The organism is Streptomyces sp. SID4985 (genome assembly GCF_009863025.1).
GTDB lineage: Bacteria > Actinomycetota > Actinomycetes > Streptomycetales > Streptomycetaceae > Streptomyces.
Genome location: NZ_WWIR01000586.1, coordinates 1 through 13,821 on the forward strand (window position 1 = coordinate 1; position 13,821 = coordinate 13,821).

At 70.9% G+C, this 13,821-nt stretch carries 14 protein-coding genes; 8 read left to right on the plus strand and 6 right to left on the minus strand.

The features are described 5' to 3' along the window. A partial coding sequence (locus GTW40_RS25280) for an FAD-binding and (Fe-S)-binding domain-containing protein (protein WP_161182472.1) occupies positions 1 to 2,242 on the minus strand: 2,242 nt, incomplete at its 3' end. Between the two features lie 206 nt (positions 2,243 to 2,448). On the opposite strand from GTW40_RS25280, the gene serC reads away from it, so the two are divergent. After that, entirely contained in the window at positions 2,449 to 3,567 is a 1,119-nt protein-coding gene (serC, locus tag GTW40_RS25285) for a phosphoserine transaminase (RefSeq protein ID WP_161182473.1), read from the plus strand. Positions 3,568 to 3,661: 94 nt separating this feature from the next. Here serC and GTW40_RS25290 read toward each other — a convergent pair whose 3' ends face one another. Next, positions 3,662 to 4,654 carry a WD40 repeat domain-containing protein gene (locus GTW40_RS25290; RefSeq protein WP_161182474.1) on the minus strand — a complete coding sequence of 331 codons (993 nt, stop codon included), beginning with the start codon at positions 4,652 to 4,654 and terminating at the stop codon, positions 3,662 to 3,664. 118 nt (positions 4,655 to 4,772) lie between these two features. Here GTW40_RS25290 and GTW40_RS25295 point away from each other — a divergent pair, with 118 nt between their 5' ends. The 3 genes from GTW40_RS25295 (at position 4,773) to GTW40_RS25305 (ending at position 7,172) form a co-directional block, all read left to right on the plus strand. Next, positions 4,773 to 5,447: a GDSL-type esterase/lipase family protein gene (locus GTW40_RS25295; protein WP_161182475.1), complete on the plus strand. Its 675-nt coding sequence runs from the start codon at positions 4,773 to 4,775 to the stop codon at positions 5,445 to 5,447. 96 nt (positions 5,448 to 5,543) lie between these two features. Further along, on the plus strand, positions 5,544 to 6,131 hold the full coding sequence (locus GTW40_RS25300) for a Uma2 family endonuclease (protein ID WP_161182476.1): 588 nt from the start codon (positions 5,544 to 5,546) through the stop codon (positions 6,129 to 6,131). Between the two features lie 48 nt (positions 6,132 to 6,179). Next, complete coding sequence (locus GTW40_RS25305) at positions 6,180 to 7,172, plus strand: aldo/keto reductase (RefSeq protein ID WP_161182477.1); 993 nt, start codon at positions 6,180 to 6,182, stop codon at positions 7,170 to 7,172. A gap of 162 nt (positions 7,173 to 7,334) precedes the next feature. Here GTW40_RS25305 and thpR read toward each other — a convergent pair whose 3' ends face one another. Beyond that, the gene (thpR, locus tag GTW40_RS25310; protein WP_161182478.1) at positions 7,335 to 7,907 is read right to left on the minus strand and encodes an RNA 2',3'-cyclic phosphodiesterase; all 573 of its coding nucleotides are present in this window, start codon (positions 7,905 to 7,907) and stop codon (positions 7,335 to 7,337) included. Between the two features lie 48 nt (positions 7,908 to 7,955). On the opposite strand from thpR, the gene GTW40_RS25315 reads away from it, so the two are divergent. Continuing rightward, a complete protein-coding gene (locus GTW40_RS25315; protein WP_161182479.1) occupies positions 7,956 to 8,468 on the plus strand; it encodes a GNAT family N-acetyltransferase in 513 nt (170 codons plus the stop codon). Positions 8,469 to 8,486: 18 nt separating this feature from the next. Here GTW40_RS25315 and GTW40_RS25320 read toward each other — a convergent pair whose 3' ends face one another. Continuing rightward, the gene (locus GTW40_RS25320; protein WP_343245784.1) at positions 8,487 to 9,845 is read right to left on the minus strand and encodes an MFS transporter; all 1,359 of its coding nucleotides are present in this window, start codon (positions 9,843 to 9,845) and stop codon (positions 8,487 to 8,489) included. Positions 9,846 to 9,872: 27 nt separating this feature from the next. Then, positions 9,873 to 10,310, minus strand: a complete 438-nt coding sequence (locus tag GTW40_RS25325) for a MarR family transcriptional regulator (protein WP_018548316.1) — start codon at positions 10,308 to 10,310, stop codon at positions 9,873 to 9,875. Positions 10,311 to 10,446: 136 nt separating this feature from the next. On the opposite strand from GTW40_RS25325, the gene GTW40_RS25330 reads away from it, so the two are divergent. Next, positions 10,447 to 10,686, plus strand: coding sequence for a ribbon-helix-helix protein, CopG family (locus GTW40_RS25330; protein ID WP_161182480.1), 240 nt, complete (start codon positions 10,447 to 10,449; stop codon positions 10,684 to 10,686). A gap of 40 nt (positions 10,687 to 10,726) precedes the next feature. On the opposite strand, the gene GTW40_RS25335 is transcribed toward GTW40_RS25330, so the two are convergent. Beyond that, a complete protein-coding gene (locus tag GTW40_RS25335; RefSeq protein WP_161182481.1) occupies positions 10,727 to 12,181 on the minus strand; it encodes an NCS2 family permease in 1,455 nt (484 codons plus the stop codon). A 193-nt stretch (positions 12,182 to 12,374) separates the two neighbouring features. On the opposite strand from GTW40_RS25335, the gene GTW40_RS25340 reads away from it, so the two are divergent. Both GTW40_RS25340 and GTW40_RS25345 read left to right on the plus strand, forming a co-directional pair. Next, a complete protein-coding gene (locus GTW40_RS25340) occupies positions 12,375 to 12,641 on the plus strand; it encodes a DUF2530 domain-containing protein (protein ID WP_161182482.1) in 267 nt (88 codons plus the stop codon). A 236-nt stretch (positions 12,642 to 12,877) separates the two neighbouring features. After that, positions 12,878 to 13,821 (plus strand): glycoside hydrolase domain-containing protein (locus GTW40_RS25345; RefSeq protein ID WP_202486404.1); only part of this gene is annotated, 944 nt, incomplete at its 3' end.

Here is a 13,821-nt window from a genome sequence, read left to right on the forward strand (position 1 = left end):
GCAGCCCGGCCGCCTCCAGCACCCGCACCGCCGCCCGGCCGACGGACGGGGAGAGATGCTCGGTGAAGGTGTCCGGCCACAGGACCACCAGGTCCCCGGTACCGCCCGGCGCGGTACGGCCCGGGTGCTCACCGTCGTCGCCACGCGAAGCGTCGTACGGCCTCGCCCGCCCCCGCCACCACTGCCCGAACGTCCGCTCCGCCACCCGGGGAATCTCCCGTTCGGCCGCGATCCCCGCCGCCCACCGCGCGGCCCGGGCCAGTGGGCGTGTTGAGGCGAGGGCGTTGAGCAGGGGCGCGGTGCGGGTGCGGGCGACCCAGCGCAGCCACACCGGGAGCAAGCCCATGCTGTAGTGCGCGGCGGGGCGCAGGCGTCCGGCGTAGTGGTGGTGCAGGAACTCGGCCTTGTAGGTGGCCATGTCGACGCCGACCGGGCAGTCCGAGCGGCAGCCCTTGCAGGACAGGCACAGGTCGAGCGCGTCCCTGACCTCGGTGGAGCGCCAGCCGTCGGTGATCAGCTCGCCCGCGAGCATCTCGTGCAGCAGCCGGGCCCGCCCGCGTGTGGAGTGGGCCTCCTCGCCGGTGGCCCGGAAGGAGGGGCACATCACGGCGGACCCGGACACGTCGGCCGTTCGGCACTTGGCGACGCCGACGCAGCGGCGGACGGCCGCGCGGAAGTCGCCGCCGTCGGCCGGGTAGCCGAAGGTCACGTCCACCGGGCGGCGGGGCAGGGCGGCGAAGCGCAGGTTGGCGTCCAGCGGGGCGGGGCGGACCAGTATCCCGGGGTTGAGCAGGTCGTCCGGGTCCCAGACCGCCTTGGCCCGCTCGAACAGCTCGACCGTCGCGGCGCCGTACATGCGCGGCAGCAGCTCCGCGCGAGCCTGCCCGTCGCCGTGCTCCCCGGACAGCGAGCCGCCATGGGAGACGACCAGGTCGGCCAGATCCTCGGAGAAGCGGCGGAAGCGGCCGACGCCCGCGTCGGTGAGCAGGTCGAAGTCGATGCGGACGTGCACACAGCCGTCCCCGAAGTGGCCGTACGGCGTGCCGCGCAGTCCGTGGACGGCGAGCAGGGCGCGGAAGTCGAGCAGGTAGGCGCCGAGCCGGGCCGGAGGCACCGCGCAGTCCTCCCAGCCGGGCCACGCCTCCGTGCCGTCGGGCATCCGGGTCGCGGTGCCGGCCGCGTCCTCGCGCAGCCGCCACAGGGTGCGCCGTTCGGCCGGGTCGGTGACCATGCGCGCGTCCACCGCGTCGGCGGCGCGCACCACCGTTTCGGCCCGCGCGCGTGCCTCCCCTGGCGTATCCCCGCCCGTCTCCACGAACAGCCAGGCGCCTCCCTTCGGCAGTCCGGCCGGTGTACGGATCAGGTCGGCGGCCATGCCCTCCACGGTCAGCGGGGCGAGCGGCAACAGGCCGGGGGCTGCCTCGGCGGCGGCACTCTCGTCGGCGTAGCCCAGCACGGCCAGGGCACGCGCGCGGGGTTCCGGGACCAGGCTGACGACCGCCTCGGTGAGGAGGCCGAGGGTGCCTTCGGAGCCGCAGAAGGAGCGGGCGACGTCGGCGCCGTTCTCGGGCAGCAGGGCATCCAGCGCGTACCCGGAGATGCGGCGCGGCAGGTCGGGGAAGCCGGTGCGCAGGCGGGCGAGTTCGCCCTCGGCCAGGTCGCGCAGCCCTGGCGGTGCCCCGGCCCAGTTCCGCCCGAGGCGCAGCCGGTCGCCGCGCACGGTGAGCACGGACAGCTCGCGCACGCTGTCGGCCGTCGTGCCCCAGGCGACCGAGTGCGAGCCGCAGGAGTTGTTGCCGATCATTCCGCCGAGGGTGCAGCGGCCGTGCGTGGACGGGTCGGGGCCGAAGCGCAGGCCGTGCGGGGCGGCGGCCTCCTGGAGGCGGTCGAGGACCAGGCCGGGCTGGACCACGGCGGTTCCCGCGCCCGGGTCCAGTTCCAGCAGGGCGTTCATGTGCCGGGTGAAGTCGAGGACCACGCCCGTGCCCGTCGCCTGTCCGGCGATGGACGTGCCCCCGCCGCGCGCCACCACCGGCACCTCGTGCGCCCGGCACACCTCCAGCACCGCCGCCACGTCGTCCGCGTCCCGGGGCGCCACCACGCCCAGCGGGACGCGGCGGTAGTTGGACGCGTCCATCGTCACGAGCACGCGGTCGGTGATGCCGAAGCCGACCTCGCCCCGCACGGCCCGCCGCAGCGCCGCTTCCAGCCCTTGCTCGAACTGCCCTTTCCCGAAGCTCATCCCGTCCCCCGTAGCTCGCTCGTGGTCCAGTGGACCGGTCGTGGCTCCAGCATGCATCCGATCGCTCACGGCCATCGGAAGTTGTCCACAGGCCCACCCCGGTCCTGGGATCGTCGTACGAGCCCACAAGTCCACGACCTGGTGATCTCGTCTCATCCGACGGACAGGGCTTCGTACCGTTTCGCGCACCCGATACGCTCCGACTCGTGGCCGACATCGAGATCCCCGCTGACATCAAGCCCGCCGACGGACGCTTCGGCGCGGGCCCCTCCAAGGTGCGGACGGAGGCGCTGGCGGCGCTCGCCGCCACCGGCAGTTCCCTGCTGGGCACCTCCCACCGCCAGGCCCCGGTCAAGAACCTGGTGGGCCAGGTCCGCGAAGGCATCAGCTCCCTGTTCTCCCTCCCCGACGGCTACGAGGTCGTCCTCGGCAACGGCGGCTCCACCGCCTTCTGGGACGTCGCCACCCACGGGCTGATCGACAACAAGTCGCAGCACCTCAACTTCGGTGAGTTCTCCTCCAAGTTCGCCAAGGCGGCCAAGCTCGCCCCCTGGCTGGCCGAGCCCACCGTCATCGCCTCCGAGCCGGGCACCCACCCCGAGGCGCGCGCCGAGGCGGGCGTGGACGTGTACGCCTTCACGCACAACGAGACCTCCACCGGTGTCGCGATGCCGATCGAGCGCGTGGCCGGTGCCGACGAGGGCGCGCTGGTCCTGGTGGACGCCACCTCCGGCGCGGGCGGCCTCCCGGTCGACATCGCGCAGACGGACGTCTACTACTTCGCCCCGCAGAAGTCCTTCGCCTCCGACGGCGGCCTGTGGATCGGCGTCTTCTCCCCGGCCGCGATCGAGCGCGCCGAGCGGGTGCACGCCTCCGGCCGCCACATCCCGGAGTTCTTCTCGCTCCCCACCGCGATCGACAACTCCCGCAAGAACCAGACGTACAACACCCCGGCGCTGGCCACCCTCTTCATGCTCAACGAGCAGCTCAAGTGGCTGAACGGCCAGGGCGGCCTGGACTTCGCCACCGGCCGCACCAAGGACTCCTCGACCCGCCTGTACACCTGGGCGGAGGAGTCCAAGTACGCCACCCCGTTCGTCACCGACCCGGCCAAGCGCTCGCAGGTCATCGGCACGATCGATTTCTCGGACGAGGTCGACGCGGCCGCCGTCGCCAAGGCGCTGCGTGCCAACGGCATCGTGGACACCGAGCCGTACCGCAAGCTCGGCCGCAACCAGCTGCGCGTCGCGATGTTCCCGGCCATCGACCCGGCGGACGTCGAGGCGCTCACCAAGTGCGTGGACTACGTGATCGAGCGGCTCTGACCGCGAGTCGGCTCTGACGCCGGTTGAACGACGGCAGGGGGCGCCCGGTGTCACACCGGGCGCCCCCTGCCGTACGCACGCCTCCCGCGTGCTTCTACGCGCCGTCGCCCTTGCGCCGCAGCCGCCGTACCCCGAACAGCGCGGCCGCGCCGAGGGCCACGACGACGGCGCCCATCCCCACGTTCCCGCCGGAACCGGCACCCGCCCCGTCGCCGGAGGCCGAATCCCCGCCCCCGGACGGCGACTTGGCGGCGGAGGCGTCCGTCGCCCCCTTCGGCGCGTCCTGGGCGCGCACGGAACTCTCCGCGCCCTCGCTGCCGTAGAGCAGCTTCGTGCCGTCCACCGAATAGGTGACGGACTCCCCTTGGCCCTGGAGGGGCACGTCGAGCTGGCCCTTCCGCTCGATCCTGCCGCCGTTCCAGTCGTAGTAGATGCCGCCGAGGTAGCCGCGTACGGCGAGTTGTCCGCCGTTCGGCGAGATCGCCGCGTCGGTGGCCCACAGGTCGACCGTGGCGACCGGGCGGAAGACGTTCGTGCCCGAGGAGGACAGCCGGGCGGGGCCCTCGTAGAGGTGGCCGCCGTCCTCGTTCTTGTCGATGATGTACGCGCGGCCGGTCTTCGGGTCCACGACCAGCGACTCGGCGTCGCGTGGGCCGTCGGAGTACTTGACGACGTACTGCGTCGCCGTGACCGTCTGGTCCTTGAGTTCCTTGGGCTCGGGCAGGCGGTAGATCCACACGTAGGGCCAGCGGCCGTGGAAGTTGTCGCCGATGTCGCCGACGTAGAGCTGGTTGTCGGGGCCCATGGAGATGGCCTCCACGTCGCGCGGGGAGCCGATGCCGCGCAGCGTCACCGTGGCGACGGTCTTCCCGGTCGCGCTGTCGACGGCGTACAGATACGGGCCGTCGTCGCTGTCGTTGTGGGTCCAGTAGATCCCGGGGTGCTGCCGGGAGGCGGCCAGGCCGCTGGACTCGGTGATCCTGGGGTCCTTGATGGTGAACCCCTGGTCCCCGTCGGCGGCGGACGCGGGCAGCGCACAGGCCCCCGCGAGCAGGGCCCCGGCGAGCAGGGCGAACGGTCGGCGCATGAGCCAAGCGTGCCACTCCGCGCGGGCGTTCACCGGGCGAGTCGCCCGGCCTCCCCGTGGCGGGCCTCACACCCCGTCCCGTTCCCCGACCGGCCCGGTGATCGTCCATGATGAGCGGATGCTCAGGTTCATGCCCGTAGGTGACTCCATGACGATCGGGAGCGCGGGCGAACACACGTGGCGCTACCGGATGTGGCAGCACCTGCGCACGACGTACGACGGCCCCTTCCAGATCGTCGGCCCCCGCGAGGCGCTGTACGACCAGGCCACGCAGTCCGCCGACTCCTACGAGTACGCCGACCCCGACTTCCCCCGCGCGCACCTCGCCGGCTGGGGCGAGGGCTGGCTGCACATGGCCCCGCTGATCGGCGACGCGGTCGGCGCCCACCACGCGGACGTCCTCCTCGTCTCCCTCGGGCTGATCGACCTCGGCTTCTACACGAACGCCGAGCAGACGGCGGACAACGTGCGGGCGTTCATCGACGCGGCCCGTGCGGCGCGGCCCCGCATCCGCATGGTCCTGCTGCCGGTCATCCCCAACGTCCGCGCCGCCGAGGACGCCCCCTTCGCCGACCAGGTCGCCCTCTTCAACACCCTCCTCGCCAAAACGGTCGCCGACCTGGACGAGCCCCGCTCCCCGCTGCTGCTGGCCTCCGCGCCGAGCGGCTGGGACATCCACACGGACACCTATGACGGCACGCATCCCAACGCGAGCGGGGAGCACCGGATCGCGGGGGCGTTCGCGGGGGCGATGCATGAGGCGTGGGGGGTGGGGGAGCCGTACGTGGCTTGAACGGATCGACCGACTTCCGGCGTCTCCTGGTCACGGTGCGTATCGTTTAACCGCGCGGCTGCACATCTGCGTGGGCAGCCGGGGAGGAGCGCCACGATGACCGTCCTCGACGACAGGACCGCGATGGCCGAGAGCGACACCGGACGCTTGGACGAGTGGTTCGAGCTTCTTGAGCGCATGCCCGTCCCCGAAGGATTCCGGGCCGAGATCGTCGGGGGCTGCTTCTACATGGTGCCGCAGCGGAACACGCATTGGCAGATCATCCGTAGGGTCCTGCGGGCCCTGGAGGACAGGTTCGAAAGGGACGTCCTGGTGTTCTCGGACGTCCGCATCGACTTCCCCGGCCACGAGAACGGATTCTGCCCGGACATCGCCATGCTCAAGGACTCGGCAGAGCCGGACGCGACCGGTCACTGGCGCCACCAGGACGTCGAGTTCATCGCCGAAGTCGTCTCCGCCGGTACAGCCGCCAACGACTACGGCCCCAAGAGGACCGCCTACGCGGTCGCCGAGGTACCCGTGTACGTCATCGCGGACCCCTACCAAGGGCGCTGCCACGTCTACACCGAGCCCAAGGACGGCGAGTACATCCGTGCTCTGGAAGTGAAGTTCGGCGGCGACATCGATCTCACCACCACCCCCGTCGACCTCATCCTGAAGACCGACGACTTCCCCCGCGACTGACCCCACCCGCTTGCCTGGAGCCCACTCCAAGCCGTTGGCTGGGTAGGCATGAGGTACACACAGCTTGGACGTACGGGACTGAAGGTCAGCCGGCTGGTGCTGGGGACCATGAACTTCGGGCCGCAGACCGACGAGGCGGACAGTCACGCGATCATGGACGCGGCGCTGGACGCGGGGATCAACTTCTTCGACACGGCGAACGTGTACGGCTGGGGCGAGAACAAGGGCCGTACCGAGGAGATCATCGGCAGCTGGTTCGCCAAGGGCGGCGAGCGGCGCGAGAAAGTCGTACTGGGCACCAAGGTTTACGCGAACATGGGCACAGAAGGCGACGCGTGGCCCAACTACGACAAGCTCTCCGCGCTGAACATCCGCCGCGCGGTGGACGCCAGCCTGAAGCGGCTGAAGACGGACTACATCGACCTCTACCAGTTCCACCACGTCGACCGGAACACCCCGTTCGAGGAGATCTGGCAGGCCATCGACGTCCTGGTCACCCAGGGCAAGATCCTCTACGCGGGCTCCTCCAACTTCCCCGGCTACAAGATCGCCCAGGCGAACGAGACCGCGCTGCGGCGCGGCAACACCATCGGACTGGTCAGCGAGCAGTGCCTGTACAACCTGGAGGAGCGGCGCGCCGAGATGGAGGTGATCCCGGCCGCCCAGGAGTACGGGCTCGGCGTCATCCCCTGGTCGCCGCTGCACGGCGGACTGCTCGGCGGGATCATCCGCAAGGAGGCCGAGGGCGGCCGCCGCACCTCGGGCCGCGCCGCCGACGCGCTCGCGAACGCGGCCGTACGCACACGCCTGGAGGCGTACGAGGAGCTGCTCGCCAAGCACGGCCTGGAGCCCGGCGAGGTCGCGCTGGCCTGGCTGCTGACCCGGCCCGGCGTCACCGGTCCGATCGTCGGACCGCGCACGGCGTCCCAGCTGGAGTCCGCACTGCGCGCGGTGGAGCTGGAGCTGAGCGAGGAGCTGCTGACGAGCCTGGACGAGATCTTCCCGGGCCCGGGGCCGTCCCCGGAAGCCTTCGCCTGGTAGCGGCGGGCGAGCGCTGAGGGCAGTACGACAGTGAGGGCCGCTCCCGGGCACACCGCGGAGCGGCCCCGCTAGCGGAAGGCCGCCACGGCGACGACCACCAGCATGAGTACAAGCGCACCGGCCATGATCCGGTTCCGGGATTTCGGTTCCACGACAACGAGCCTAACCGGACGCGTCCAGTGCCCAGCGGGCGACCGCCTCGTACCGGGGCTGCTCGCCCGGCACGCCGGACCTCGGCAGGTTGCTGCGGACCAGGGTGAGGGCGTCGACGGTCCAGGTGCGACCGGTGAAGTCCGCGAGGGCGTCGGCGTACGGGCCGAGGTCCACGGTGTCCCGGCCGCGCGCCAGGGTCAGGTGGGGCTGGTAGTGCCGGTGCTCCTCATGGCCGACGCCCGCCTTGCGCCCCGCGGAGCGCGCCCGCTCGGCCAGCAGGCGCAGGGCGGCCACGTCGCCGCGTGCCCCCGCCCACAGGGCCTTGCCGCGCCCGAAGCTGCCGCCGCCCGCGACCGCGAGCGGGAAGGGCGCGGTGCGGTGGGCGGCGCGGGCCAGCCGGTCCGAGAGGTCGGGGACGAGTTCGTCCGGGACCTCGCCGTAGAAGGCGAGGGTGAAGTGCCAGCCGGGGCGGCCGGTCCAGCGCAGCCCGTCCGCGCCGGGCAGCCGCCGCAGCAGCGCGACCTCCCCCGCCAGGTCGGCGGCGGCGTCCTCCGGGGGCAGGACGGCGGCGAAGAGTCTCATGACCTCACCTTGGCAGACCGGACCGCCCCCCACCTGCATGATGAGGACATGACGATCACGATGCGGGAGGGCGGCCCGGCGGACGTACCGCTGGTCCTCGGGATGTTCGACAGCGCGGTGGCCTGGCTGGCCGCCCAGGGCCGCACCGGACAGTGGGGCAGCAGCCCCTGGTCCGAGGACCCGGCGGCGGTGGCGAAGATCGAGAAGTACGTCGCCCATGGCGTGCTCTGGATCGCGGAGGCGGACGGTGAACCGGCCGCCGCGCTGGTCCTCGCGGACTCCCCCGCGCACTATGTGGCACCCGCCGACGAGCCGGAGCGGTACATCCAGATCCTGACCTCGGACCGCCGCTTCAAGGGCCATGGCGCCGGAGCGGCGCTCATCGCGCACGCGGTGGAGGAGACCCGCCGCGCCGGGGTCTCGTTGCTGCGCGTCGACTGCTACGCGGGCGACGACGGCAAGTTGGTCGCCTTCTACGAGAAGAACGGCTTCGCCCCGGCCGAGTCCCTCTCTGTCGGGGAGAAGGAGTGGCCGGGGCTGGTGTTGACCCGCCGGGTCTAGGGCTCTTTCCGGCAGACCTCAGGCGGCCGCCGTCAGCTCCTCCCGCTCGTCCTCCCGCTCGCGCGGGACGAAGCGCAGGCTCGGGTGCCCCCGGTGCCAGCCGAGAGCCAGGCGCAGATTGCCGACCCGGGCCAGGACCAGGCCGATCGCGGTCGCCGCGGCGACCGAGACGAGGCCGCCGGCCGCGAAGCCCACACGCGCGCCGTAGGCGTCGGTGATCCAGCCGACGAGCGGGGCACCCAGCGGGGTGCCGCCCATGAAGACCATCATGAACAGGGCCATCACCCGGCCGCGCATGGCCGGGTCGGTGCCCATCTGCACGGCGGTGTTCGCGGTGACGTTGACCGTGAGGCCGAAGACGCCGATGGGCACCATGAGCGCCGCGAACAGCCAGTACTCCGGGGTCACCGCGGCCACCGTCTCCAGCGCGCCGAAGCCGATCGCGGCGGCGATCAGCACCCTCAGCCGGGCCGTGCCGCGCCGTGCGGCGAGCAGGGCTCCGCCGAGGGAGCCGACGGCCATGAGGGTGTTGAAGAGGCTGTAGGCGCCCGCACCCGCGTGGAAGACGTTGTCCGCGAAGGCGGAGAGCCAGACCGGGAAGTTGTAGCCGAAGGTGCCGACGAACCCGACCAGGACGACCGGCCAGATCAGGTCGGGACGCCCGGCGACATAGCGCAGCCCCTCGCGCAGCTGGCCCTTGCCGCGCGGTGAGCGGCGGCCGGGGTGCAGTTCGCGGGCGCGCATCAGCATCAGGCCCGCGATGGGCGCGACGAAGGACAGGCCGTTGAAGAGGAACGCCCACCCGGTGCCCACGCCGGTGATCATCAGACCGGCGACGGCAGGTCCGACGAGCCGGGCGGACTGGAAGTTCGCGGAGTTCAGGCTGACCGCGTTCTGGAGCTGGTCGGGGCCGACCATCTCGGAGACGAAGGACTGCCGGGCCGGGTTGTCCACGACCGTGGCGAGACCGACCGCGAACGCAGCGACGTAGACGTGCCAGACCTGGACGTGCCCGGAGAGGGTGAGCAGGGCGAGCGCGAGGCCGGTGAGCGCCATGGCGGTCTGGGTGACCAGCAGCGTGGGGCGCTTGGGCAGCCGGTCGACCAGGACACCGCCGTAGAGGCCGAAGAGGAGCATCGGCAGGAACTGCAGGGCGGTGGTGATGCCGACGGCGGCGGAGGAGCCGGTGAGGCTGAGTACGAGCCAGTCCTGGGCGATGCGCTGCATCCAGGTGCCGGTGTTGGAGACGACCTGGCCGATGAAGAACAGCCGGTAGTTCCGGACCTTCAGCGAGCTGAACATCGAGGACTTGGCGGGAGCGGGGTTCGTAGGGGTCATCGGTGCGGGGGCGGAAGCTGCTCCGGGGCCCGTACTCAAAAGGTCGCCTCCTTGCGGTGTCCTGGCTTACAGATGCGCGAGTTTCTCCAGCACGGGGGCGGCGGCGCGCAGGGCGGCCCACTCGTCCTCGTCGAGGCCCTCGACCAGGCCGGCCAGGAACGCGTTGCGCTTGCGACGGCTCTCCTCGAGCATCGTCTCGGCCTGCTCGGTCCTGGTGACGACCTTCTGGCGGCGGTCCTCGGGATGCGGTTCCAGCCGCACCAGCCCCTTGGCCTCCAGCAGGGCGACGATGCGGGTCATCGACGGCGGCTGGACGTGCTCCTTGCGGGCCAGTTCGCCCGGTGTGGCCTGGCCGCACAGGGACAGGGTGCCGAGCACCGACATCTCGGTGGGGCTCAGCGACTCGTCGACACGCTGGTGCTTGAGCCGACGGGACAGCCGCATCACTGCGGAGCGGAGGGAGTTCACGGCGGCCGAGTCGTCGCCATGGGTGAGGTCCGGCATGTCCTTAGCGTAACTCATTACCCTGACTAAAGAACAACGGGGACGCACCGCAGTGCCCGTGATGCGCGCCACTGAACCCATAGATCACCCATAAGAGTGAGTCGGTTGCGAAAAGTGACTCATCGGGTGGCCGGATATGGCGACCCTCGTACGCATGGGGACCAGTGTGCTCAGCCTTCGGATGGACGGGGAGCTGCTAGAGAGGCTCCGGGACCGTGCGGCCAAGAGGGGAATGAGCGTGCAGGACTACGTGATCCGCACGCTCGTCCGCGACGACTTCGACGAGCGCTTCCAGAGCGCGGTGGAGGAGACGGAAAAGCACTACGGGGCCACACCTGAGGCTCGTGACGCCTCGTGTGACCCCGTAGTGCCCTGACCGGGCCGGGTGGCCGGGGGTGGCCCCTGCGGGCCACCCGTCAGGTCAGACCCAGCGCCGGCATCAGGTAGTAGAAGCCGAAGACCGCCGCGACGACGTACATCGCCGCCGGGACCTCCCGGCCGCGTCCGGCCGCCAGGCGCAGCACCGCGAAGGTGATGAAGCCCATGCCGATGCCGTTGGTGATCGAGTAGGTGAACGGCATCATCACCATGGTCACGAAGGCCGGGATGGCGATCGTGAAGTCGGACCAGTCGATCTCCCGGACCGAGCCCGCCAGGATGAGGAAGCCGACCGCGATCAGCGCGGGCGTGGCGGCCTGCGACGGAACCATGGTGGCGATCGGCGTGAGGAACAGCGCGACACCGAACAGGGCGCCGGTGACCACGTTCGCCAGACCCGTGCGGGCACCCTCGCCGACGCCCGCGGTGGACTCCACGAAGCAGGTGGTGGCCGAGGAGGAGCTGGCGCCGCCCGCCGCGACGGCGAGGCCGTCGACCAGGAGGACCTTGTTGATGCCGGGCATCTGGCCCTGGGCGTCGGTCAGCTTGGCCTCGTCGCTGACGCCCATGATCGTGCCCATGGCGTCGAAGAAGCAGGACAGCAGGACGGTGAAGACGAAGAGGATGCCCGTCAGGACGCCGACCTTGGCGAAGCCGCCGAACAGGCTGAACTGGCCGATCAGGCCGAAGTCCGGGGTGGAGACGGGGTTGCCGGGCCACTTCGGGGTGGTCAGACCCCAGGAGGGCACCTTGGCGACCAGGTTGATGATCACCGCGAGGACGGTCATCGCCACGATGGAGATCAGGATCGCGCCGGGGACCTTGCGGACGATCAGCGCGAGGGTGAGCAGCACGCCCAGGATGAAGACCAGGACCGGCCAGCCGTTGAGGTGACCGTCGGCGCCGAGCTGCAGCGGGACGGTGGTCTGGGCGATGTCCGGGATGCGGCTGACGAAGCCGGAGTCCACCAGGCCGATCAGCATGATGAACAGACCGATACCGATGGAGATCGCCTTGCGCAGGCTGTAGGGCACGGCGTTCATGACGCGCTCGCGCAGACCGGTCGCCACCAGCAGCATCACGACGAAGCCGGCGAGGACCACCATGCCCATCGCGTCCGGCCAGGACATGCGCGGGGCGAGCTGGAGCGCGACCACGGTGTTGACACCGAGACCGGCGGCGAGCGCGATCGGGACGTTGCCGATCACACCCATGAGCAGCGTGGTGAACGCGGCGGTGACCGCCGTGGCCGTGACGAGCTGGCCACTGTTCAGGTGGTGCCCGTACATGTCCTTGGCGCTGCTCAGGATGATCGGGTTGAGCACGATGATGTACGCCATCGCGAAGAAGGTCGCGAAACCGCCACGGATCTCGCGGGCGACGGTGCTGCCGCGCTCGGAGATCTTGAAGTAGCGGTCGATGGCGCCATAGGCGGGCGTACCGCCCGGCTGCTCAGGGGCGGGGGCGGCCTTGGTGGGTGCCGACGTGGGCATTCGGTTCCTCATCACCATTGGGGTTCCCCCGAGCCCCGTTGGAGTTTCCTACGATCAGAAGCGGTCAAAGGCAAACCGTTTCAGTATGAACGTATGAACCCCGGATCGCTAACTCCACGCGTAGATTTCGGCGGAACATCCGAGCGGAACAGCGCCTGCCGAGTGACCCGCGCCACCTCGTAAGCTGTCTGCCATGACGAAGTGGACACCCAGGCACGAAGCGCCGGAGCCCCTGGAGGGGCCCGTGGTCGCCACCATCACCGGCGGCACGATCCTGTGGTTCGTCCTCTTCCTGGTCCAGCTCCCCTTCTATGGCTGGTTCGAGGACCACGGCCACCTGTGGTGGGTGTGGACCTGCCTGGCCGGCGCCGGCCTCGGCCTGATCGGCATCTGGTACGTGCGCAAGCGGGACGCCGCGATCAAGCGGGACGCGGCGCGGGAGGCCGTGCCGGTCGAGTGAGCGGCCCCGTGCCGGTCGAGTGACCGGACCCGTACCGGTGGAGTGACTGGCGCGCCCGTAGCGGGCCGATCGGACCCCCGGCGCCTCGACGGACCCTCGTGCGAGACCCCTGGACGGAATGCGGATTCCGTGTTGTCATGCCCACTGCTGTCCGATGACAACGTTGTTCCGCGCTCCTGACAACGTTGCCGCGCACCTCCCCCTGAGCAATTCGGCCCGCTTCCCCAGAGGTCTAAATGACATGGACACGGCAAATCGGTCTGTGCCTGGCCGGGACGCTGGCGGCGACCACGCTGCTGACCGCCCCCGCCACCGCACAGACCGGCCCGCCCGCAGGCAGCCGTCTGACCGATCTCGTCAACCCGTTCATCGGCACCCAGAACGAGGGCAACACCTACCCGGGCGCCGCCGTGCCCTTCGGCATGGTGCAGCTCTCCCCCGACACCGGCCACAACACCGGCTACGACTACGCCCAGGACCACATCAGAGGCTTCTCCCTGGTCCACCTCTCGGGCGTGGGCTGCGGCCTCGGCGGCGATCTGCCCGTCCTGCCCACCACCGGTGACGTCACCACCACCGACTACGCGCGCTATGCCGCGAAGTTCAGCCACGACGACGAGAGCGCGAGCCCCGGCTACTACCGCGTCGGACTGGACAGCGGCATCGAGGCCGAGCTGACCGCGACCGCCCGCACCGGTGTGCAGCGCTACACCTTCCCCGCCACCACCAAGGCCAACGTGCTGGTGAACGCGGCCCAGTCGCTGCACGGCAAGGTCGCCACCAAGGTCGAGATCCTGGACGACCACACCGTGCGCACCACGCTCACCGGGCGCGGCTTCTGCCAGGACACCGTTCCGTACACCCTGTACACGATCACGCACTTCGACCGCCCCTTCACCGCCCACGGCACCTGGACCGGCTCCACGGTCACCGACGGCGCGAAGACCGGCGCGGACGGGGCGTACGTCCGCTTCGACACCACCGAGGACCGCACCGTCGAGGCGACCACCGCGCTCTCCTACGTGGACGCGCGCGGGGCGGCCCTCAACCTGGGCGCGGAGGGCGGCCGCTCCTTCGACGCGGTGCACGCGGCCGCTCGGCGGGCCTGGGAGGACCGGCTGGACGACGTACGGGTCCAGGGCGGCGACGACACCCTGCGCCGCACCTTCTACTCCTCGCT

Coding starts and splice junctions, on each gene's coding strand:
- GTW40_RS25290 (WP_161182474.1), bottom strand. CDS start 4,654: ATGCGCCGACCGTTCGCCCTGCTCGCCGGGGCCCTGCTCGCGGGGGCC.
- GTW40_RS25295 (WP_161182475.1), top strand. CDS start 4,773: ATGCTCAGGTTCATGCCCGTAGGTGACTCCATGACGATCGGGAGCGCG.
- GTW40_RS25300 (WP_161182476.1), top strand. CDS start 5,544: ATGACCGTCCTCGACGACAGGACCGCGATGGCCGAGAGCGACACCGGA.
- GTW40_RS25305 (WP_161182477.1), top strand. CDS start 6,180: ATGAGGTACACACAGCTTGGACGTACGGGACTGAAGGTCAGCCGGCTG.
- thpR (WP_161182478.1), bottom strand. CDS start 7,907: ATGAGACTCTTCGCCGCCGTCCTGCCCCCGGAGGACGCCGCCGCCGAC.
- GTW40_RS25315 (WP_161182479.1), top strand. CDS start 7,956: ATGACGATCACGATGCGGGAGGGCGGCCCGGCGGACGTACCGCTGGTC.
- GTW40_RS25325 (WP_018548316.1), bottom strand. CDS start 10,310: ATGCCGGACCTCACCCATGGCGACGACTCGGCCGCCGTGAACTCCCTC.
- GTW40_RS25330 (WP_161182480.1), top strand. CDS start 10,447: ATGGCGACCCTCGTACGCATGGGGACCAGTGTGCTCAGCCTTCGGATG.
- GTW40_RS25335 (WP_161182481.1), bottom strand. CDS start 12,181: ATGCCCACGTCGGCACCCACCAAGGCCGCCCCCGCCCCTGAGCAGCCG.
- GTW40_RS25340 (WP_161182482.1), top strand. CDS start 12,375: ATGACGAAGTGGACACCCAGGCACGAAGCGCCGGAGCCCCTGGAGGGG.